Genomic DNA, 22148 nt, shown 5'->3' with positions numbered 1-22148 from the left:
CCACATTGGCCTCAAAGGAAAAAGAATTTGCGCAGCTTATTAAAGATAATCAGGGTCTGATTATAAAGGTTTCGCGTCTTTATACCAATTCTTTAGAGGATGAGGAAGATCTTTTCCAGGAGATTGTGTTACAATTATGGAGAAGTTATGACTCATTTAAAGGAAATTCTAAAATTTCTACGTGGATGTATCGTGTTGCCCTCAATACAGCCATTACCCTTTTCAGAAAAAAAGCCAAAAGCTTACCTACGAATGAGCTGGACATCAATCATGCTGATTTTATTGAAGATGATGATGAAAAGCAGCAGCAGGTATCACTTTTGTATACTGTAATAAAAACGCTTCCCAATGTGGAAAGAGCGATTGTAATGATGTACCTGGATGATTTGCCTTATAAGGATATTGCAGAAAACCTCGGAATTACTGAAGTTAATGCGCGTGTGAAAATGAACAGATTAAAGAAAACCCTTAAAGAAAAGATGGAAAAATATGCCTGAATTTGATTTAGACAGCTTTAAGAAGACGTGGCAGGAACAACCTGTTCAGAATAAATACGGCGACAATGAAATCCTCCAGATGCTTAACAGGAAATCACGGAATTACGTAAAATATATTTTCTGGATCAGCGTAGCGGAATTTTTACTATTTTCCGTAATAGGAATATTCTATTTCTTTCAGAATGAAGAAGATAATGGTTTCCTTAACATCCTGGAAAAGCTGGGTGCACAAAAAACGCCTCAGATTGAAAACAGATTCGATACTATTTACTGGATACTGAAAATATCAAGCCTTATTGTCACTGCCTATTTTGTGTTTAAATTTTATCAGAATTACCGTAAAATCAGAATTGAGGAAAATCTTAAAGGATTAATTACAAGAATTCTTACTTTCAAAAAAACAGTTAACGCTTTTATTTTAATCAGCATCCTTTTATTGGTGGCTTTTACCTCAATCTTCACCATTTTTATATTTTATTCTTTAAATGCACAAAATGTTGAGCCTAAAAGTTCTGAAATGACCATATTTATCGTCGGAATAATTGTAACGACTGCATTTTCAGTATTGCTGATCTGGCTGTATTACAGACTGGTTTACGGAATTATTATGAGTAAGCTTGACAAAAACCTCAAGCAGCTCAAAGAAATAGACTCACAGGAGGTTTGATAAATTAACAAGTAATATCATAAAAAAGCACTTCGTACTGAAGTGCTTTTACTATTTTATTTAAAGTTCTTTTCTTAATCTCGCTACCGGAATATTAAGCTGTTCACGGTATTTGGCGATGGTTCGTCTGGCAATATTATAGCCCTGCTCTTTCAATATCATTACCAGCGCATCATCAGTAAGAGGTTTTCTTTTATTTTCTTTGCTGATCACTTCCTGAAGATGGGTCTTAATTTCTTTTGTAGAAACTTCTTCTCCATCGTCATTTGTAAGACTGTCTGAAAAAAGGTCTTTCAGATATACAATTCCGTTGGGTGTATCGGCATATTTGCTTTTTACTACCCTTGAAATGGTAGAAATATCAAATCCGGTAATATCGGCAACGTCCTTCAGAATCATTGGTTTTAACGACTTTTCGTCTCCGGTGATGAAGTAATCCCTCTGGAACTTCACAATTGCCGTAATTGTCTGCAACAGGGTATTCTGACGCTGATTGATGGCATCAATATACCATTTTGCCGCATCCAGTTTTTGTTTGATAAATAATGCAGCTTGTTTATGTTCTGACGAATTTTTGTCGTGAGAATATGTGGTTAAAATATCTTTATATTCTTCGGAAACCCTTAAAGTCGGTGCGTTTTTGCTGTTCAGCATTGGAACTACCTGTCCGTCTTTTACCTGAATCACGAAATCCGGGATGATTTCCTGATTGATGGTAATCGTCTGCGTATCAAAGTTCCCTCCTACTTTCGGAGATAATTTTGAAATTTCATCCAACGCATCTCTCAGGTCTTCTTCCTCGATATCATATTTCTGAATGATCTTGTTATAATGTTTGTTGGTTAACGCATCAAACTGATATCTGAGAATATTGGCTGCGAGAGAAACCGCTTTATCGGAGCTTACTTTCTTTTCGATCTGTAAAAGCAGGCATTCCTGAAGCCCTCTTGCACCTACGCCCGGCGGATCCAGCTTTTGGATATAATTTTCAAGAATATCTTCTACTTTTTCTTTAGTAGTATAAATTCCCTGGGAAAAAGCAAGATCATCAACAATTGATTTGATTTCTCTTCTCAAATATCCGTCTGTATCGAGGTTTCCGATAAGGTATTCTGCAATTTTTTCATCTTCTTCACTGATGTTTACCAGATGGATCTGCTCCAGTAGATAATCGTAAAGCGATTGTCCTTCCGTTAAAAGGCTTTCGTTATCAAATTCTTCGTCGTCCGGAGAATAATTGCTGGAAGCGGTTTTATAGCTTGGTTCATCGTCATAAAGATATTGGTCTACATCAAAATCCGTTTCAATGCTTTCCGTACCCTCACTTTCATAAGAATCTTCAAGAGAAGAGAAATCATCTTCTTTAGATTCTTCTTTTACAATTTCCAAGGCAGGATTTTCTTCTAATTCTCTTTCAAGTTCCTCTTCAAATTCCAGGGTGTGAAGCTGGATCAGCTTCATCAATTGGATTTGCTGAGGAGCCAACTTCTGTCCTAATTTGAGTTGTAAGTGTTGTTTAAGCATAGTACCAGATAGTATTTAACATAACATATTCCACGAATTTAGGAAAAATATTTTGATAAAAATAAATTTTAGCACGATTTTTGCTGTAGTTGCAGTATAATAAGCTATTTAAAATAAACACAAAAGCCCTGACCAACGGTTGTCAGGGCTTTTTATTATTTATATTTCCAATGTATCCGGGTTTCTTCTGTTGTCCCAAAAAGCGAGAATTTCAACAGTATTTTCAACGGCTCTGTAGTAGATAGAAAAATTTTTATCAATCAGTACATATCGTATTTCTTCAATTTTTGATAAGGTGCCGATGTGTGGATTTTCGGAAATAAGTTTTCTTTCTTTTCAACCTCGATTCGTAATTTTCTGGAATATTTCTGAGAAGAGTTATGAAAATTCCAATAAATTAAAGTATCAGCAAAAGAAAATAAAGCCTTTCTGGTACACCTTATTTGAAACATTGCTTCAAAATTTCTTTAACTTCTTCATCTGTAGCAAACTCTCCTCGGTCTGCCTGCTCAATACCTTCAAGCAAACGCTTTTTCTACCATTGCGTAAGCTTTCCTTCTTTTTCAATCTCGAAATTAATTTTTAATTCCTTTAAAAGTGCCTTTAGCAGATTGATCTGATTTTCGTTATCCGTATGTATTGTAATCGTGCTCATTCCCACAATTTTAGTAAAGTTAATAAAAAAATCCTTCCGTTTTGTTTGGAAGGATTTCAGTATTTTAAGAATATTTTTTAGAATTCTGCATTCTTAGGTGTTCTTGGGAAAGGAATTACATCCCTGATATTCGTCATTCCCGTTACGAAAAGAACCAGCCTTTCCAATCCTAAACCAAATCCTGCATGCGGAACAGAACCGAATTTTCTGGTATCCAGGTACCACCAAAGTTCATGCTCATCAACATGCATATCTGTCATTTTCTGCTTTAATACATCCAGTCGTGCTTCTCTTTCAGAACCACCAATGATTTCACCGATTCCCGGGAAAAGAACATCCATTGCCGCAACGGTTTTCCCGTCTTCATTCAGTTTCATGTAGAATGCTTTGATCTCTTTCGGATAATCAAACAAAACTACCGGGCTTTCAAAATGTTTTTCCACCAGATATCTCTCATGTTCCGACTGAAGATCGGTTCCCCAGTTTTCAACAGGATACTGGAATTTACCTTTTTTATTTTCTTTAGAGTTTAATAGAATCTCAATCGCTTCCGTGTAAGAAACTCTCTTGAAACGTTTGGAAACTACATTTTCAAGCTTTTCAATAAGACCTTCTTTCGCTCTTTCTTTCTCCGGCTTTGATTTTTGCTCTTCCGCAAAACGTTTGTCTAAGAAATCAAGATCATCTTTACAGTTATCCAAAACGTATTGGATCACGTATTTCAGGAAGTCTTCCGCAAGGTCGATGTTATCTTCAAGATTATTGAAAGCCACTTCCGGCTCAATCATCCAGAATTCCGCAAGGTGTCTCGTTGTGTTTGAATTTTCTGCACGGAACGTAGGACCGAATGTATAAATTCTTCCCAATCCCATTGCTGCCGTTTCTCCTTCAAGCTGTCCCGAAACCGTTAGGTTGGTTTTTTTTCCGAAGAAATCCTGTGCAAAATCAATATCTCCCTGTTCGTCTCTCGGAATATTGTTTAAATCGAAGTTGGTAACCCCAAACATTTCTCCCGCTCCTTCTGCATCCGCTCCCGTAATGACAGGCGTATTGATATAAAAGAACTGATTCTGGTTGAAGAACGAATGGATGGCAAAACTCACGGCGTGACGCACTCTGAAAACCGCACCGAATAAATTGGTCCTGAATCTCAGGTGAGCCTGCTCTCTTAATGTTTCCAGAGAATGCTTTTTAGGCTGAAGAATAGTTTTGTCTCTTTCTTCCGTAAAGTTATCTCCTAAAATGGTAATTTTTTTTGCGAGGATCTCCACGGCCTGTCCAGCTCCCTGGCTTTCTACCACCTCTCCTACAATCTTAAGGGAAGCTGCTGTACTGATTTTAGAAATGATCTCCTCGTCGAAATTTTCGAAATCAACAACAATCTGCAAATTATTAATCGTAGATCCATCATTAAGTGCAATAAAACGATTGGCACGGAATGTTCTTACCCAGCCGTAAACCGTAATGTCATGATGTAATACTTTCTTGTAATCCTCAAGGATTTCCTTAATTGTCTGCTTTTTCATTTGTTGATTCAATTTTTTGTGTAAAAATTAATGAGTGCAAAGGTACAAAAAACGTTTTAAGACATAAATAGTTCTATCCGTTTAATTTGATATTTATTGTTGGTAAATTGGGTACTGCATATAATCCAGAAAGCCATTTGTTTCATACAGTATATCGTAGCCCTGATCCGTTAAATAATAATGGCAGACCTTTACTTCATTATTCCGTTTCGGGAATGTTAATACGGCAGGGCACAATTTCGCTTTATCAACCTTCATAGCGATGACTTCATAATCGTCATTTATCTTTTTCCTGCTGAAGATTCCCAATGATCTGTCGTTTATAAATCTAGCTATCATAATATCCTTTATGGAATAGGTAAAAAACTCATAGGGTATTCCTTCGTATTTCGCACAATTTTCATTCATCGTAGAAGAAATGGTAAGAGAATCTTTTGTAATATTTTTAATAACGCCCGATCTGTATCTTTTTCCGTCCCGGAATTCCAGATCATAAATTGCTTCCATTCTCATGGCAAATCCTTCTTTTGCAGGCTTCCAGCTTTTTGTCGGATCAATGGCTTTTCCTTTCTTTTGAACGATTAAAACATAGCCGGGTTCATATTTACAGTCATAGTATTTTTTGTAATGAAGTTCATAATCCAGACTATCTTGAACTGTTTTAAACTGTCCATGTACGTCTATTCCGAATATAAGAATAAGTACAACAATGATGAATTTTATTTTCAGTGTTTTCATATGTTATTAGGTTTAATTAAATAAAACTGTTTTCTTAGTATGTTTTCCTTTTCTTATTTTCCATGCATGGTAAGAACTCGGAACGTCATATTGCCATTTCGGGAGAATCAGGATAATAAGAATCACGTCGATATGTGCTATAAATCCGAGAACAACCGCCAGATACAATGCCCATCCAGCTTCTTGGGATCCGATGAGATAGGTAAAAGCAATCAGCAAACTTATTCCCCACATTTTTGATAAAAAGGCATGGGTACAGGTTTCTTTTCCGAATTTCAGCCAGCTTTCAATATAACATAAAGCTTCCATTCCCAGAATTATAATAACGCCAATCCATTCATTTTTTATTAAATCAGGATTTAAAAAATAAACGGCAAATCCTAAAGAAAGCCAGAAAATCATATCGGTCTGACTGTCCAGCCGTCTTAGTTTTTCGGAAGAAACACCAGTTTTTCGGGCGATTATTCCGTCGAAAATATCGGTGATTAATCCGAAACACATCAAAACCAAAATTAACAACCGGGATTTTTCACCTATGAAATAAGATAAGGAAAGAATGACAGGTGCAAGAATAAATCGTAAAACGATTAACATATAAGGTATTGTTTTCATGATATTGATTGAATTTTAGATTATACTTCAAAAGTATTGGTGAAAAACACTGGAATAAATGCGGAAAAAAATTAAATAAATTTCTAAATTTGTGAAAATCGCAAAATATGCATCAGGAACTTTTACTCAGGCAGATCCGGAGAAAAATCGGGGACAGGTCTTTGAATGATGAAATTGCCAATATTCTCAACATCAGCTATGATGCCGCGCACAGGAGAACTTCCCTGAAAGCAAAATTCAGTTTTGAAGAAGCATTGGAACTGGCCAAATATTATCAAATTTCTTTAGATCAGTTTCAGGTTTCCGATCATCAGATTGTGGCAAGAAAAACTTCAGCCGTAACTCAAACCGAAGATCTGGAATCTTTTTTCAGAAACAACCTTAAAGTTTTTGAAAATCTTCCACTTAGCAGTGAAATGACCATCTATTATTCCGCAAAAGACATTCCCTTTTTTTACACGCTTTCCGACACGCTGCTTTCCCGCTTTAAAATTTATGTCTGGATGAATTTGTTGAATGCCAAGCAGGTCTTTATTCCTTTTCTGGAATTTTCTCCACCGGATTTTGAATGGAATACCAAAGAATTAAGGAAAATATATGAAGAACAGAACGTGGTGGAATTGTGGAACGACATGACTGCTGCCAGTGTTTTACAGCAAATTGTCTACTATCATGAAACCGGACTTCTGAAAAGGGAAGAAGCCGGAATTATTCTGAAAGAATTAAAGGAATTAATAGAATACATCGAGCAAAAGATAGAAATCAATCCGAAATTTCATCTGTACGAAAATGAACTGATGCATCTTTCCAATGATATTTTTTTTCATCATCCGCAACAGTCGCTTTTTGCCATTCCTACCAATATGTTCGGATATCTGTTGATTAATGACGACAAAACCTGCCTAGAAACACATAACTATTTTGAGCATCAGATTAAAAACTCAAAATCGCTGAACACTTCCGGTAACCGGGAAAGAAAGAAGTTCTTCAATAAAATATATCTGCAGATTGAAGATTTACAACAAAAATTGTAATCATTTTTTGCTAAATTTACCGTACAAAATTTATTATGTCTCTTTTCCAAAAAACTGTAATCAATAAATATTTACGAATACTAGACCCGAAAAGGTTAAATGAAAAATGGAGTCTTTTTTGCGCTCATTTTCTTAATCCTGAGATCCAGGAAAACATTAAAAACTCCAAAGAAGAACAATATCAAGGTGAATTCTTAATAGATCTTTTTGTAAATGTTTTGGGTTATACAAAAAATCCAACACCATACTTCAACCTTACTACGGAATATAAAAATGTAAAGGACAGTAAAAAAGCAGACGGAGCGATCACCATCAATGAAAAAGTTCTTGCTATCATAGAACTGAAGGGCACCGACACTACAGATCTGGGAAAAATAGAAAATCAGGCTTTTGGCTACAAGAATAATCAAGCAGATTGTAAATATGTAATTACTTCTAATTTTGAGAAACTTAGATTTTACATAGACAATGCTATTGAATTTTTAGAATTTAATCTGTTCGAATTAAATAAAGAACAATTTGATGTGCTTTATTTATGTCTGGCTCACGAAAACATTGCTGGAGATATTCCTGCAAAAATTAAAAATGAATCTGTAAGCAAGGAGGATGAGATTACCAAAAAACTTTACAAAGATTATTCTGTTTTTAAGAGAAGCCTATTCCAAGATCTTACACAGCAGAATCCTGAATATGACCAGCTAGAACTCTTCAAAAAATCGCAAAAGTTGTTAGACCGTTTCTTGTTTTTATTTTTCGGTGAAGACAGAGGACTTCTTCCACCCAACTCGGTAAGAATGATTTTAGAACAATGGCAAAAGCTAAAAGATTTAGACGAATATGTTCCGTTGTATGATCGGTTTAAAAAGTATTTCGGTTATCTCAATACAGGTTTTAAGGGAAAACAATATGATGTTTTCGCCTATAACGGTGGACTCTTCAAACCTGATGAAATTCTCAACAATATTACGATTGACGACGATCTTCTTGCTCACCATACCATAAAATTGGCAGATTATAATTTTGCCAGCGATGTAGATGTAAACATTCTCGGGCATATTTTTGAAAATTCCCTTAATGAAATAGATGAGATAAAAGCCCAGCTGGAAGGAAAGAAAATAGACAAACCCAAAACAAAAAGAAAAAAAGACGGTGTTTTCTATACCCCAAAATACATTACGAAATATATCGTAGAAAATACGGTTGGCAAACTTTGTGAAGAAAAAAAAGCAGAAATAGGCGTTGTAGAAGAAGATTATTTCACCGATAAAAAACGCCAGCAAAAAACCAAACTCACACTTCTGCAAAAACTACAGGATTACAGAACTTGGCTGCATCAAATTACCATTATAGATCCAGCCTGCGGAAGTGGAGCTTTCCTTAATGAAGCCTTAAACTTCCTGATCGAAGAACACAAATACATAGACGAATTAGAAGCTAAACTTACGGGTTCTTCCATTGCATTTACCTACCATTCTGAAAGTATTTTGGAAAACAATCTTTTTGGAGTAGATTTAAATGAGGAATCTGTAGAAATAGCCAAACTTTCCCTATGGCTGCGAACTGCAGAACCCAACCGTAAACTTAACGATCTAAGCAACAATATAAAATGCGGAAACTCTTTAATTGATAATCCTAAAATTGCAGGAGAAAAAGCCTTTAACTGGAACAAAGAATTTCCTCAAGTTTTTGCAAAAGGTGGTTTTGACGTAGTTATTGGAAATCCACCCTATGGAATATTTATAAGTGAAAAGGAAAAGGAATACTATAATAGTTATTTTCCTTTGACAAACTATAAAACAAATTTATATATACTCTTTATTGAAAGAATGTTACAAATCTTTCACAAAGGAGTTATACATTTCATAATACCTAAATCTTTATTATTTAACAGTCATTATAAGACCATCAGAAAAGAATTACTTAACAAAGTCCAAATTAATGAAATTCATACTATTACCGAAAAAGTATTTGAAGATGCGGAAGTAGGAAGTAGTCTACTATTAAATTTTGAAATTAAAGATCAAATTGACTTAAATAACAAAATCAAATTATTAGAGTCTGAAACATCTGAAATCTTTATATCAGGAATTGGAGTTACTAAAAACACAAAATCTCAACTATCTTTTTTAAATATTCCAAATTATGAGATTTCAATCATTGATGATGATAAAGAATCTATCCTTCAAAAGCTATTAAAATTAGACCCAATAAAAGATTTCTTTAAATTAAAAAATGGATTAAATCCTGGAAATATAAAACATATATTAATATCTAAATCAAAAGATTCGAATAATCATAAACCCATCATTTGGGGAAAAGATATTCAAAGATATATAATAGGATGGAGTGGAGATTATGTAAATTATGATGAAAATATTGAATATAAAATTACGCTCAAAGATATTAAGTCTAAAGAAGGAATGAAGAAACAAAATCGGATAGATTTTGCCTTAAGAAACCCTGAGTTATTTGAGAATAAAAAAATAGTTGTCAGAAAAACTGGTGATAAACTTATTGCCTGTTTAGACACGAACAATTACTATTTTGATACTTTAGTTCATGGCATTTATGAATTTTCAGGTGGAAAAACTCTGGAAGCTCTTTTGGCAATTTTAAATTCTAGACCAGGAACAATATTTTATAGAATACTTCATGATATACAAGGGAAAGTATTCGCAAAAATTAGTCTTGATAATCTCTCCAGTTTTCCAATTCCAAATTTAGAAAAGGAGAATGAAATTAGGCTGTCAAATTTTGTTAATGAAATGCTTTCACTCAATAAAGAATTGCAAGGAATTTCAGCCAAATTCCAAAGAACTTTGCAAAGAGAATTTTCTCTGGAAACGCTTTCCAAAAAACTACAAAATTGGCACGAACTCTCCTTTGCAGGATTTCTGAAAGAACTGGTAAAACTAAAAATAAGCCTTTCTCTTTCCCAAAAAGCAGAATGGGAAGATTACTTTTTACAGGAGCAAAAAAGAGCGTTAGACTGCCAGTCTAAATTAATAGTTACCGATAAAGAAATAGACCAAATGGTGTATCAGCTTTACGGATTAACCGATGAAGAAATAGAAATTGTTGAGAGACAAGAGAATATGAACAAAGTGTAACGAATAGAAAATGATAGAGTGAATTGTTAAAGCTGTTTAAGATTTATTCATCTTTTTTGGAAGGAAACAGAAAAACATCGATAAGTCCTTCCGGAAGCTGCATTTTGATGAATTTTTCTTCTCTGTTCACTTCAAGAATCCAGTCTTTGATAATAGGAATGACTACTTCTTTACCGTCGAGATTGGTAATAAAGTAGGTTTGTGCAGTCTGATCGTTTACGGATCGGATTACGCCGCAGTCATTATCATTTTCATCAAGGATATTGTACCCGATGATCTCATGATAATAGAATTGTTTTCCCGAAAGTTTGGGTAAGGTAGAAAGAGGTAAATAGACATTTTTCCCTAAAGACTGATCAACTAATGCTTCCGTAGAATTTTTGAATGATATATTCAGTGCATCAGATTTGCTCCGGGATGATTTTTCAATAAAAAAAGGAACCAATAATCCGTTGATTTCAACGAATATTGATTCCAATTTATTGTAAAGCTCGGGTTGATCGGTATCCAGTTTGAGGATAACATTTCCCGCAAGTCCGTGTCTGCGTGTGATTTTTCCTAATAAATAGCAATCTTCTTTACGCATACCGGAATCTCTTACGCTTCAGTGTTTTCTTCTGTAGATTCAGCAGCAGCTTCTCCTTCTGTAGTTTCTTCAGCAGGCGCGTTTGCAGCTTCTTCAGCAGCTTTAGCATCCGCTTCAGCTTGTGCAGCAGCAGCAATTCTTGCTTCATTTACTTTAGCTTCAGCATCTAAAGCAGCTTTTTTAGCATCAGATTTAGCTGTAGCCAAACCTTCTACTTTACCTTGAACTTTAGCTTCCTTAGCTTCTACCCAGGCATTGAATCTTTTTTCAGCTTCAGCCTCATCAAAAGCTCCTTTAGCAACACCACCTTGTAAGTGTTTTTTGTAAAGAGCACCTTTGTAAGAAAGAATAGCTCTCGCAGTATCAGTTGGCTGAGCACCGTTGTTTAACCACTTTACAGCAGAATCAACATTTAAATCGATTGTTGCAGGGTTAGTAATTGGGTTGTAAGTTCCTAACTTTTCGATGAATTTACCATCTCTTCTAGCTCTTGAATCTGCAACCACGATGTGGAAAAAAGGTCTTCCTTTAGATCCGTGTCTTTGTAATCTGATTTTTACTGACATAATGTTTGAATTTTAAGGGAACTCGTCCCAGTTAAATATTTTAAGAGTGCAAAGATAACAAAAAAGTTTGAAGTAAAAAGCCTCAATGAAAAAAGTTTTTATGAATTCAATTACTTTTCAGGAGCCGGGAACCTGCTCTCGCTACTCGCTTTTTCGTGTTTCGGCGGCGGCTTTGCCGCCGCCGAAACACGAAAAGAGCTCAAACATGCCGCTCGATCAGGGCTATTCTTGCAGGTTTCCCAAATAAAATAAGCCCAGACACTTCTGGTTTTCTTCAATAGTAAGGGATTCTTTTAAATGATCTGTTAATTTCGGGGAACTCCAGTAACACCCGATTCCGTTTGCCGTGCAGGTAAGATACATATTCTGAACGGCCATTGAAACGGCGGCAATTTCTTCCCATTCCGGAACCATTCCGCTGAAATTCACAACAATAGAAACAACAGCATCTGCTTTATTGATTTTAAAACCGATATCGTTGTATTTTTTTTCTAAAAAAACTTGTTCGGACTGGGTTGCTTTATAGATTGCCTGCATTTCTGAGGCGAGTTTTGCTTTTTCTTCCCCTTTAAAAACCTTAAAACGCCACGGTTTTGTACGTTTATGATTCGGTGCTAATGTTGCTGAATGAAGAATTTCGTCTATAATTTCCTGTGAAATTTCCGCTTCGGTATAATCTTTTGGAAAAATGCTTCTTCTTTGCGCTATGATTTCTTTTAAAACTTCTGCTTTATTCATAGTGCAAAATTACGAAAAAGACGGAGAAGTGGGAGTTAGAAGTAAAAAGTAAGACGTAAGACGTAAGAAGTGAGAAGTGAGAAGTGAGAAGTGAGAAGTGAGAAGCTTATCAAAAATACGTTTCACTTTTTACTTCTTACTTTTCACTTTTCACTTTTTACGTTTCACTTTTCACTATCATAAAACTTCAACAATCTTCTGATGGATTTTATTCAGCGTGAACTCGTCGCCTGATTTCATACCCATCATTTTTTTGGCCATCGGGCTTTCGGAGGAAATGGCATAGAACCGGTCGCCTTCAAAAAAGAATTCTCCCAATGATACAGAAATATAAAATCGGGCTTTATTCGTAATAACCAAAGAACCGAGCTGTACTCTTTCCGTGGAATTATTAAGTACTTTGGCCATGTTTCTTTTTAAATCATTCAGCGCTCCCAACTGACGCTGCATCTGATAGATTTCCTCCTGCATTTCCTCGCGCATGCTGTCATATTTCGGAGTCTTTTTTATATCGCGGCTTGCTTCCTGAGTAAATTCAATAAAGTTTTTAAGCTTTTCTATTTTCTCGGCAATCACGGTTTTCACATAATCTCTTATGTTATTTTTCTCAAATACTATCTTCTCCATACATCGAATCTTTATATAAAGATAATATTTTTAAATAATATTCATTCTGCCTACAATAACAATTATAATTCAATCAATCATAAATAATAGTAAAAAAAGCCCTGCGAATAATTTTCACAAGGCTTTCGTTTTATTTTTCAACTAATTTTTTGAGATTGTTAAGGCCTTCTTCATAGGATTTTCCCATCTGGTAATCCATCATTGGTCGCATTATTTTCATCCAGGTTTCCTGCTCTGTATCTATGGTCCAGGTTACTTTGGTATCGTTACCTTCCGGAGAAAGCGTAATTTCGGAGGTGGCCTGTCCGTCAAAGGGTCTTTTAAAAATCATTTCTGTTTTTTGCTTTTGGCCAGGGATAACCTCTTTAAGTTCCTGACAGCCCGCTCCGGCATCGTCATTTTTACTGTCCCAGCAGTATTTATCACCAACTTCACCGGAAGTTCCGGAATAAGCAATTTTCATATTAGGATCGAGCTTCATCCACGGATTCCATTGATTAAATGCCTGCATCGAGCTTACCTGTTGCCAGACTTTTTCTTTCGGAGCTTTAATCACCATTGATTTTTCGTAATGATAATTGCTGCCGAAAGCAATCATGGCAATTACTGCATATACAACAATAAGTAAAATAATGACACCTAGGATTTTCAGAATTGTTTTCATAGTTCTTTATTTAAAATTAATTTTTTCTCGTGTTTTTATTGCTGTCAAAAGTAATCAATTCCTCATCATCTTTTCTTCGCATATGACAAGATTATTCTCCACCGTCAATTTTGTCACATGTTCTTTCTCAGGCATCATTTTTGAGCAATTTCGGTTTCAGTTCGGCAGAATTATTACATTTACAGGAATTAAAAAAATGAAAATATGAATATTTTAACAGAAAAATTTAATACACCATATCATTCAGCACCATTTAACAAAATCAACAATGAAGATTACCTTCCGGCCTTTAAAGAATTAATAAAGAAATCGGAAGAAGAAATTGATGCTATTGTCAACAATCCCGAAGATCCTACTTTTGAAAACGTGATTGAAGAACTCGCTTATTCCGGAGAGCAGCTTGATGTGATTTCCAATATATTTTTCAATCTGAATTCTGCGGAAACCAGCGATGAACTGCAAAAGATCGCCCAGGAAGTCTCACCGATTTTAACCGAATATTCTGCAAAAATCTCTCAAAATGAAGCCCTTTTCAACAAGATCAAAAAAGTGTATGATGAAAAGGATAAATACGACCTGAACGAAGAACAGCAGATGCTTTTAAATGAAACTTACAAAGGTTTTGTAAGAAGCGGCGCTTTGCTGAATGACGAGGATAAGGAAAAATTAAAGAAGATCAGCATGGAACTGTCTGTAAAATCGCTTCAGTTCGGGCAGAATGTACTGGCTTCAACCAATAATTATTTTAAACACATCACTAATAAGGAAGATCTAGCCGGAATTCCGGAGGCTATTCTTGAACAATACGCCGAAGAAGCTAAAGAAAGAAACCTTGAAGGATGGGTGGTAACGCTGCAGTATCCGAGCTATATTCCTTTCATGACGTATGCCGAAAACCGGGAACTGAGAAAAGAAATCGCCTTAGCCAACGGTAAAAAATCTTTCGACGGCAGCGAATTCGACAATCAGAATTTAATAAAAGAATTGCTGAATTTAAAACAGCAGAAGGCAGAATTATTAGGCTATAAAAATTATGCAGATTATATTCTGGAAGAACGAATGGCAAAATCTCCCGCAAAAGTTATTGATTTCCTGAACGAGCTTTTAACCAAAGCCAAACCCTATGCCGACAAAGAAATTGAAGAATTAAAATCACTGGCAAAAGCAGACGGAATTGAAGAAATACAGGCTTACGATCACGCTTTTTACGCCGAAAAGCTACGAAAGGCAAAATTTGATCTGAATGACGAGGAATTAAAACCTTACTTCCCTTTAAATCAGGTTCAGGATGCCGTTTTTGGATTGGCTGAAAAACTTTTCCATCTAACTTTTGAGGAAAGAAATGATATCCCGAAATACCATGAAGACGTGAAAGTATATGAGGTTTCCGAGATTCTTTCACAAGCTGAGAATGACAATGTGCCAGAAGCCAAAAGCCTGAAGCCAAAAGCATTTAAAGCCCTGCTTTACGTAGACTATTTCCCAAGAAAAGGCAAGAGAGCAGGAGCATGGATGACGAGCTATAAAAACCAATACCAGAAAGCCGGAGAAAATTCCCGTCCGCATATTTCCATTGTATGCAACTTCAGCAAACCGACGAAGGACACACCGAGTTTACTGACATTCCAGGAAGTAACAACTTTATTCCATGAATTTGGACATGCGCTTCACGGAATGCTTGCCGATACGCAATATCCTACTCTTTCGGGAACTTCTGTAAAATGGGATTTCGTGGAATTGCCTTCGCAGTTTTTAGAAAACTTCTGCTACGAACCGGAATTTTTGAAAACTTTTGCAAGACATTATAAAACCGGGGAAGTGCTGCCGGATGAAAAAATTGAAAAAATTGCCCAGTCGAAAAACTTTATGGAAGGATATCAGACCTTAAGACAAATCGGTTTTGGATTGCTGGATATGAATTACCATACGAAAGTTGGAGAGTTGGAGAATAAAAGTGTGAAAGAATTTGAAGATGCTTACACAAAAGCTACACAATTATACCCCGCAAACCCTGAAACAGCGATGAGCCCGAGTTTCTCACATATTTTTCAGGGCGGATATTCTGCAGGTTATTATTCCTATAAATGGGCAGAAGTTCTGGATGCCGATGCTTTCCAGTATTTTAAGGAAAACGGAATTTTCAATCCTGAAATTGCTGCGAAATACAAAGTTCTTCTTTCTTCCGGCGGTACCAAAGACCCGATGGAACTGTACAAGAGTTTCAGAGGAAGCGAACCAAAAGTAGAAAGTTTACTAAAAAGAGCATTTGGATAAAACTACCGTAAAAAAAATACGGCAATTGTTTTTTTTTCTATCTTTGAATAAAATTAATTGATACAATGTTAGCAAAATTCAAAGTTTCAAATTTCAAAAGTTTTAATAAAGATTTCTTATTAGACTTAACGGAAACTAATGGCTACAATTTTAATAGTGAATGCATAAAGAATGGAATTGTAAATAATATTCTTGTTTATGGTCATAATGGCGTTGGTAAATCTAATTTAGGATTAGCTTTATTTGACATAATAGAGCATTTGACAGATCAAAACAAGAATGAAAAAGAATATGAGATATATTTGAATGCATACAACGATTCTAAGTATGCTGAATTTTATTATGAGTTTTTAATAAACTCTAATAAAGTAATTTACGAATACAAAAAAGCGGATTATAAAACAATTATTTACGAAAAATTCTCAATAAACGGAGAAGATTTAGTAATCTTAGATAGAAATGAAAGCAATAATGCAATTATAAAATTTCAAGGTACAGAAACATTAAAAACTACTATTGATAATCAAGAATTATCAGTTTTAAAATATATCAGGAACAATTCTATTTTAGAAGAAAATTCGGTAAATACAACTTTTAATAATTTTTTTAAGTTTATAGATGGAATGCTCTTTTTTAGATCACTCAGAAACAATATGTATCTAGGTTTAGAATTGGGGGGAAGAAATGCTCTTGAAGATATTGTGGAAAAAAATAATGTAAAAGATTTTGAACAATTTTTAAATGAAGCGGGAATTGAATGTAAATTAAAAGCTGTTGAAGAACTAGATAAAAAAATAATAGCGTTTGATTTTGAGGATACTTATATCCCGTTCGAAAAAGCATGCTCTCATGGTACTTGGGCACTCACGCTTTTTTATTTTTGGTTTCAGAGAATTAAAGAAAAGTCCAAAGTATCTTTTGTTTTTATAGACGAATTTGATGCTTTTTACCATCACGAATTATCAGCACTTATTGTTAAGGAATTAAAAAATATTGGAGTTCAATTTGCACTTACAACTCATAACACATCAATTATAACAAATGATTTATTAAGACCTGACTGCTATTTTTTAATGAATAAGAATATAATACGCTCTCTATCAAAGAGTACTTCAAAAGAATTAAGGGAAGCTCATAACATAGAAAAAATGTACAAAGCAGGATCATTCAATGTCTAATAATATATTATTCATCTTCGAAGGTGAGAAAACAGAAGTACAAATTACTGATAATTTGAATAAATTTTTTCTTAATGAAAATACAATTATAACATGTGCTTACTGCTCTACAATTTATCAGATTTATAAAGAAATAGCAGAGGACGAGGATTTAGATACTTTTAATCTTATCAAAAATAGAAATGAGACTAATAAAAAAATATTAGAAGACTTCGAAAGACATGATTTTGCTGAAATTTATATGTTTTTTGATTATGATGGGCATGATATAATAGCAAATGACAGTAAGATAAATGAGCTTTTGGCTTTCTTTAATGAAGAAACAGATAAGGGAAAACTTTATCTAAGTTATCCAATGGTAGAGTCCCTTAAACATATATCTGATTATAAAACTTTTAAAGACTTAAAAGTCCAATGCAAAGTAAAAATTGGTTACAAAAATATAGTAGGTAAAACTTGTTTACAAAATTTACAGGATTTTACAATTTACAAAAAACAAACTTGGAAAGAACTAATTGTTGCCCACCTTAGTAAAATGAACTATATAATCAATAACTCATATACATATCCTGATTATATAGCTTTCCAACAAACTGTTTTCATACATCAACTAAATAAATACATTAGCATTGATTCTACAGTTGGGGTTTTAAGTGCTTTTCCAATTTTTTTGCACGATTATTATGGTTATGAAAAATTAAAAGATTTAATAAAATAGTTTTAATATAATATTTTATTTTAGAATTTATATTATTTTCAATTATATAATTAAAAACATCCTCTAACAATTTTTCACTACCTTTAGTACTGAAACACCAAATAAACAAGGGATTACATAGCATTATGAAAGACAGACTCTATTTCATTAAGACCAATCCTGTCAGCGCCAAGATCAATCTTTACAATAAACTTTGCAGTGAAGAAAAAAGCATGCTTCCGTTCATGGAAGACGATAAAGAAGCAAGCCTGGAAATCATTAAAAGAAAAACAGCGGATAATGTAGAAAACCTTTCAAGGGAAGAATTTATCTGCATTTTCAACTGGTTTGAATCCCGCTATCATCCGGATCCCGAAGAGCTGAAAGCCCAGCTTTTCATTCATGGAATAGATATTTTTTACGAGATTTCTGAGCCGTTATGCGCTGAAAATTTTTCTAAAATATTAGCAGATTATGAGAGTTATGTAGATAACAGGTTTTCTTTCATCATAAATTCTGAAAGCTTCACGCATTTTCTGATCTACGGAATCTTTTTTACCGGAATGGCAAACAGTGAAGAAAAATATCTTTTCGATTTTCTAAAGCAGGATCACAAAGTTCTCTATGCTCTGGCAGAAAAAGGTTACGCGGAAAAAAGATTCGGCTTAGCTCTGCAACCGGAAATGTATCAATACTTTTCTGATCTTTACGACTGTACTAATTTTTATAAGGGCTCTATTATTATAATTTAAAAAGAGACTTCTTATGGGAAGCCTCTTATTTAGTTTATTTTATGATTTGTCCTTTGTAATATTTTTCGAGGAAAAAGCCTAAATCAGCTCTGTACCCGATTCCGGAAGCTTCGAATTTCCAGTTTCCGTTGCGTTTGTAGAGTCTTCCGAACTCAATTCCCGTTTCGATGGAAAAGTCTTCGTCAAGCTCATATTTGGCAATTTCCTGATGGGTAAGATTATCAATAATCCTAATATATGAATTTCTCACCTGCCCGAAATTCTGTTTTCTTCTTTCATAATCCTCTATGGTTACTACAAAAAGAATTTCCTGAACCCGCTCATCAACTTTTTCGAGATCAATGACAATGGATTCATCATCATCACCGTCGCTGTTTTTACCGCTCGGATCATCTCCTGTATGCGTAAGAGCACCGTCGGGAGAGTTTAGATTATTATAAAAAACAAAATATTCTTCACTTACCAGTTTTCGTTCCGCATTGATCATAATTGCAGAAGCATCAAGGTCAAAGTCATATCCCATCCCTTCATTCGGATCCCATCCAAGACCGATGGTCATTTTCGTGAATCCAAGATCAATTCTTTGTCCTTTCTGTAAATTAATTGCCATAACAGTATGATGTGTTTATTGTATTTTGTATCTAATGTATGGCTGTTTTGGGAATTTTCCAAAATATTTTACGATAAAAAAGACAGCCATATTACAGGTTAAAGAATAGAACTTCCTTTTATTCAGGCATAAAAAAATCCGATTCTGCGACCGGATAATATATTTTTACCTAAACTAGTTTATTCTGTAAATTCTTTTTGTGCAACGATCTTATTTCTCTCTTTCGCCAGCATCGGAATGGAAATTAATCCCATTACCAGCATAATGAAAATCTGCAACGGCAATGAAATGAAAGAATAGGTTAATCCTACTTCGCCACCCACTTCACCGCTTTTCCCCATGGATATAAATAAGGCCATAAAACCGTACTTCATCGCCAGGTTAAACGCTCCGATTCCACCGCTTGCAGGGATAATCATCCCGAAGGTACCTACTACAAGAATCAAAAATCCGTCATCAAAAGTAAAACCCGAAGTTTCCGGCAATGCGAAGCAAACCAGATAGGCTGCAAAATAATAGGAAACCCAGATTCCTATGGTGTAAAGGATGAATTTTCCTTTTTGCTTTAATTTGAAAATGGAAGTTAAGCCATCGAGTATCCCGTCTATAAATTTGATGATTTTATCTAAAACTGGAATATCTGCCAGCCTTTTTTTAAATATAAAAAACAAAATTGCACCCACCAATAAAGTCCCTACAATGAAAAAGATTTTATTGGGATTAAAATCAGCTCCTGAATTTTTATAAACAGATGAAATGACATCTCCTTTAAAAATGAGAGTTAGACCTAAAAAACAAAGCATACAAACCAAATCCACTACTCTTTCCAGGATAATCGTTCCGAAAGACTGGTCAACGGGAACTTTTTCCACTCCGTACAAAGCAGTTGCCCGTGCGACTTCACCACTTCTCGGGATGGTAAGATTCATCAAATATCCAAAAGAAATCGACCAGAGTGAATTTGCGTTTGAAATTTTGTATCCCATCGGTTCCAGCATCAGGTTCCAGCGTATTGCCCTGAACCAATATGCTGCAATTCCGAAGCATGCTGCAAATGCCACCCACCAGTAATTGGCCTTGGACAATGATTTCTGTATAACTTTAAAGTCTAATCCTTTTAAGGCAACCCATAAAAAAAAGCCTGCAAAAGCAAGCGAAATCACTATTGTAAGAATTGATTTTAAGGGGTTTTTTGTTTTTTTCTCCATAGATTACGTCAAAAGATTTGTTTTTTCATCCGGGAAAACAATTTTTGGCTGAAAATCTCTGGCTTCTTCAGGAGTCATTTGTGCATAAGCGATAATGATAATGATATCGTCCCTCTGTACTTTTCTGGCAGCCGGCCCATTAAGACAAACTTCTCCGGATTTTCTTTTTCCTTTGATCACATAAGTATCAAAACGCTCACCGTTATTTACATTTACGATATATACTCTTTCTCCAACAACAAGACCTGCTGCTTCAATAAGGTCTTCATCTATGGTAATACTGCCGATATAATTAAGGTCAGAAGCCGTAACTCTCACCCTGTGAATCTTAGACTTAAAAACTTCTATTAACATAATGCAAATTTATTAATAAAAATCAATAAAACGACTTTTTGCAATGATTTTAAAACCATCAGTGAGACAGACATTTAATTCATTAAAATGTAATAGTTATCATTTTTAATTATAAATTCGACAAATAATAATAAAAAGTATTATTACTTTACATAGAATTTAGGATTTAATAAATACAAAAAACAATGAGCCAATTTTCATAAAGTCAATATACATAAGCATTTGGCATGATTTTAGTGGCGTGTATCCTACATTTTACGTGAAAATGTAAATTATCATATTTTAACCAAATTAAGTTAAAAATGAAAAATTTGCTTATTTTTTTATAAAAAAATTGCACATATAGAAAATAGTATTATATTTGCTATTATAACGAACTAACTTTAATATTAAAAAAATTATGAACAAGTCTGAATTAATCGACGCAATCGCAAAAGATGCAGGTATCACTAAAGTTGCCGCTAAAGCTGCTTTAGAATCATTCATCAACAATGTAATGACTACTTTAAAGAAAAAAGACGGAAAAGTTTCTTTAGTAGGATTCGGTACTTTCTCAGTTGCTGAGAGAGCTGCAAGACAAGGTATTAACCCTGCTACTAAAAAGCCAATCAAAATTGCTGCTAAAAAAGTTGCTAAATTCAAGGCGGGAGCTGATCTATCAAACGCAGTTTCAGGAGCTAAGAAAAAATAATCATTCAGATTAATGAAACAAATTAACCTCATCAAATGATGAGGTTTTTTTATTGTGGCTTCGAGAACCTCAGCTTCCATTTTGGGGAGGTTCAGTCACCGTTTTCGGGGCTATAGTCCTACTTACAATTATTGGTACTGAAGATTAGAAAGTAATCAAAGTTATTCAGAAAAAATTAAGGCGCTAAACGTGAAATCTTCCAATCCAGACCATCAATTAATTCATAAATAATCCTGTCGTGCAAACGATTTGGTCTTCCCTGCCAAAATTCTATTTCATAAGGTTTTGCAATGTAACCACCCCAGTTTTCAGGTCGCGGAACCTCGGTATTTTCGTATTGTTTTTCCAGCTCTGCTAACTTCCGTTCCAGAAACTTTCTATCCGGAATTTCCTGACTCTGCGGTGAAACTACCGCACCTAGCTGGCTGCCTTTCGGACGTGAATGAAAGTAGCCGTCGCTTAGATTTTCAGCAATGCGCTCCAGACTGGCTTTAATTATAATCTGTCTTTCCAGGGTGGGCCAGAAAAAGTGAAGACATGCTTTATGTGTTTTTTCAATGGCTTTTCCTTTCCTGCTGTCGTAATTGGTGTAGAAAATAAAACCTTCATAAGTATAGGCTTTAAGCAAAACCATTCTTGTACGCGGACAGCCGTCTTGCTCTATTGTAGAAACCGCCATAGCATTAGCTTCAGAGATTCCCGGATTGTCGGAAGCTTCGGTAAACCAATCCCTGAATTGCTCAATGGGATTTTGTTTTATCTCACTTTCAATAAGTTGGGATCTCTCGTACACTTTTCTTTTATCGTGCAGGTTTTCCATAAATATTTTTTATTAAATTT

Annotated in this window: 23 protein-coding genes; 9 read left to right on the top strand and 14 right to left on the bottom strand. The window is 34.7% G+C overall.

The genetic code is table 11. The features are described 5' to 3' along the window. Positions 1–5 precede the first annotated feature (5 nt). Complete coding sequence (locus BUA76_RS12495; protein ID WP_029294680.1) at positions 6–497, top strand: RNA polymerase sigma factor; 492 nt, start codon at positions 6–8, stop codon at positions 495–497. Beyond that, positions 490–1164, top strand: a complete 675-nt coding sequence (locus tag BUA76_RS12490; protein ID WP_072885137.1) for a beta-carotene 15,15'-monooxygenase — start codon at positions 490–492, stop codon at positions 1162–1164. The genes BUA76_RS12495 and BUA76_RS12490 overlap by 8 nt, the downstream gene beginning before the upstream one ends. 60 nt (positions 1165–1224) lie before the next feature. On the opposite strand, the gene rpoN is transcribed toward BUA76_RS12490, so the two are convergent. The 5 genes from rpoN to BUA76_RS12465 form a co-directional block, all read right to left on the bottom strand. Further along, positions 1225–2688, bottom strand: a complete 1464-nt coding sequence (gene rpoN, locus BUA76_RS12485) for an RNA polymerase factor sigma-54 (RefSeq protein ID WP_072885136.1) — start codon at positions 2686–2688, stop codon at positions 1225–1227. 535 nt (positions 2689–3223) lie between these two features. Further along, entirely contained in the window at positions 3224–3343 is a 120-nt protein-coding gene (locus tag BUA76_RS19550; protein ID WP_394332944.1) for a DUF2683 family protein, read from the bottom strand. Between the two features lie 77 nt (positions 3344–3420). Next, complete coding sequence (gene asnS / locus BUA76_RS12475; protein WP_072885135.1) at positions 3421–4869, bottom strand: asparagine--tRNA ligase; 1449 nt, start codon at positions 4867–4869, stop codon at positions 3421–3423. Between the two features lie 93 nt (positions 4870–4962). Further along, the gene (locus BUA76_RS12470; protein ID WP_228408488.1) at positions 4963–5607 is read right to left on the bottom strand and encodes a hypothetical protein; all 645 of its coding nucleotides are present in this window, start codon (positions 5605–5607) and stop codon (positions 4963–4965) included. Positions 5608–5619: 12 nt separating this feature from the next. Then, on the bottom strand, positions 5620–6219 hold the full coding sequence (locus BUA76_RS12465) for a CDP-alcohol phosphatidyltransferase family protein (protein WP_072885134.1): 600 nt from the start codon (positions 6217–6219) through the stop codon (positions 5620–5622). A 107-nt stretch (positions 6220–6326) separates the two neighbouring features. On the opposite strand from BUA76_RS12465, the gene BUA76_RS12460 reads away from it, so the two are divergent. Together BUA76_RS12460 and BUA76_RS12455 are read left to right on the top strand one after the other, a co-directional pair. Next, entirely contained in the window at positions 6327–7253 is a 927-nt protein-coding gene (locus tag BUA76_RS12460; RefSeq protein WP_072885133.1) for a helix-turn-helix domain-containing protein, read from the top strand. 35 nt (positions 7254–7288) lie between these two features. Continuing rightward, a complete protein-coding gene (locus tag BUA76_RS12455; protein WP_072885132.1) occupies positions 7289–10363 on the top strand; it encodes an Eco57I restriction-modification methylase domain-containing protein in 3075 nt (1024 codons plus the stop codon). A 43-nt stretch (positions 10364–10406) separates the two neighbouring features. On the opposite strand, the gene rimM is transcribed toward BUA76_RS12455, so the two are convergent. The 5 genes from rimM to BUA76_RS12430 all read right to left on the bottom strand — a co-directional run bounded on the left by rimM (position 10407) and on the right by BUA76_RS12430 (position 13544). Then, positions 10407–10949, bottom strand: coding sequence for a ribosome maturation factor RimM (gene rimM / locus BUA76_RS12450; protein ID WP_072885131.1), 543 nt, complete (start codon positions 10947–10949; stop codon positions 10407–10409). 11 nt (positions 10950–10960) lie between these two features. Then, on the bottom strand, positions 10961–11515 hold the full coding sequence (locus BUA76_RS12445) for a 30S ribosomal protein S16 (RefSeq protein WP_072885130.1): 555 nt from the start codon (positions 11513–11515) through the stop codon (positions 10961–10963). A 222-nt stretch (positions 11516–11737) separates the two neighbouring features. Beyond that, entirely contained in the window at positions 11738–12253 is a 516-nt protein-coding gene (locus tag BUA76_RS12440; RefSeq protein ID WP_072885129.1) for a nitroreductase family protein, read from the bottom strand. 177 nt (positions 12254–12430) lie between these two features. After that, positions 12431–12880, bottom strand: coding sequence for a GreA/GreB family elongation factor (locus tag BUA76_RS12435; RefSeq protein ID WP_072885128.1), 450 nt, complete (start codon positions 12878–12880; stop codon positions 12431–12433). A gap of 130 nt (positions 12881–13010) precedes the next feature. Continuing rightward, positions 13011–13544: an SRPBCC family protein gene (locus tag BUA76_RS12430; RefSeq protein WP_072885127.1), complete on the bottom strand. Its 534-nt coding sequence runs from the start codon at positions 13542–13544 to the stop codon at positions 13011–13013. A gap of 204 nt (positions 13545–13748) precedes the next feature. Between BUA76_RS12430 and BUA76_RS12425 the strand changes: the two genes are divergently transcribed. The 4 genes from BUA76_RS12425 (at position 13749) to BUA76_RS12410 (ending at position 18445) form a co-directional block, all read left to right on the top strand. Then, positions 13749–15818 carry a M3 family metallopeptidase gene (locus BUA76_RS12425; RefSeq protein WP_072885126.1) on the top strand — a complete coding sequence of 690 codons (2070 nt, stop codon included), beginning with the start codon at positions 13749–13751 and terminating at the stop codon, positions 15816–15818. Between the two features lie 65 nt (positions 15819–15883). After that, positions 15884–16996 (top strand): AAA family ATPase, encoded by a 1113-nt coding sequence (locus BUA76_RS12420; RefSeq protein WP_072885125.1) that lies wholly within the window; start codon positions 15884–15886, stop codon positions 16994–16996. Next, a complete protein-coding gene (locus tag BUA76_RS12415) occupies positions 16989–17714 on the top strand; it encodes a hypothetical protein (RefSeq protein ID WP_072885124.1) in 726 nt (241 codons plus the stop codon). The genes BUA76_RS12420 and BUA76_RS12415 overlap by 8 nt, the downstream gene beginning before the upstream one ends. A gap of 125 nt (positions 17715–17839) precedes the next feature. After that, a complete protein-coding gene (locus BUA76_RS12410; RefSeq protein ID WP_072885123.1) occupies positions 17840–18445 on the top strand; it encodes a hypothetical protein in 606 nt (201 codons plus the stop codon). A gap of 34 nt (positions 18446–18479) precedes the next feature. Here the strand turns inward: BUA76_RS12410 and BUA76_RS12405 are convergent, their stop codons facing one another. The 3 genes from BUA76_RS12405 to panD all read right to left on the bottom strand — a co-directional run bounded on the left by BUA76_RS12405 (position 18480) and on the right by panD (position 20617). Further along, entirely contained in the window at positions 18480–19055 is a 576-nt protein-coding gene (locus tag BUA76_RS12405) for a TerD family protein (protein WP_072885122.1), read from the bottom strand. Between the two features lie 179 nt (positions 19056–19234). Continuing rightward, entirely contained in the window at positions 19235–20263 is a 1029-nt protein-coding gene (locus tag BUA76_RS12400) for a lysylphosphatidylglycerol synthase transmembrane domain-containing protein (RefSeq protein WP_072885121.1), read from the bottom strand. 3 nt (positions 20264–20266) lie between these two features. Continuing rightward, entirely contained in the window at positions 20267–20617 is a 351-nt protein-coding gene (panD, locus tag BUA76_RS12395; protein ID WP_066433540.1) for an aspartate 1-decarboxylase, read from the bottom strand. Between the two features lie 400 nt (positions 20618–21017). Between panD and BUA76_RS12390 the strand changes: the two genes are divergently transcribed. Next, entirely contained in the window at positions 21018–21308 is a 291-nt protein-coding gene (locus BUA76_RS12390) for an HU family DNA-binding protein (RefSeq protein ID WP_029294646.1), read from the top strand. 175 nt (positions 21309–21483) lie between these two features. On the opposite strand, the gene pdxH is transcribed toward BUA76_RS12390, so the two are convergent. Continuing rightward, positions 21484–22128 carry a pyridoxamine 5'-phosphate oxidase gene (pdxH, locus tag BUA76_RS12385; RefSeq protein WP_072885120.1) on the bottom strand — a complete coding sequence of 215 codons (645 nt, stop codon included), beginning with the start codon at positions 22126–22128 and terminating at the stop codon, positions 21484–21486. Positions 22129–22148: the final 20 nt, after the last annotated feature.

The sequence above is a fragment of the Chryseobacterium takakiae genome (assembly GCF_900129385.1).
Taxonomy (GTDB): domain Bacteria; phylum Bacteroidota; class Bacteroidia; order Flavobacteriales; family Weeksellaceae; genus Chryseobacterium; species Chryseobacterium takakiae.
Note: the sequence above shows the minus strand (reverse complement) of the source record. Positions and strands in the feature narration are given on the sequence as shown.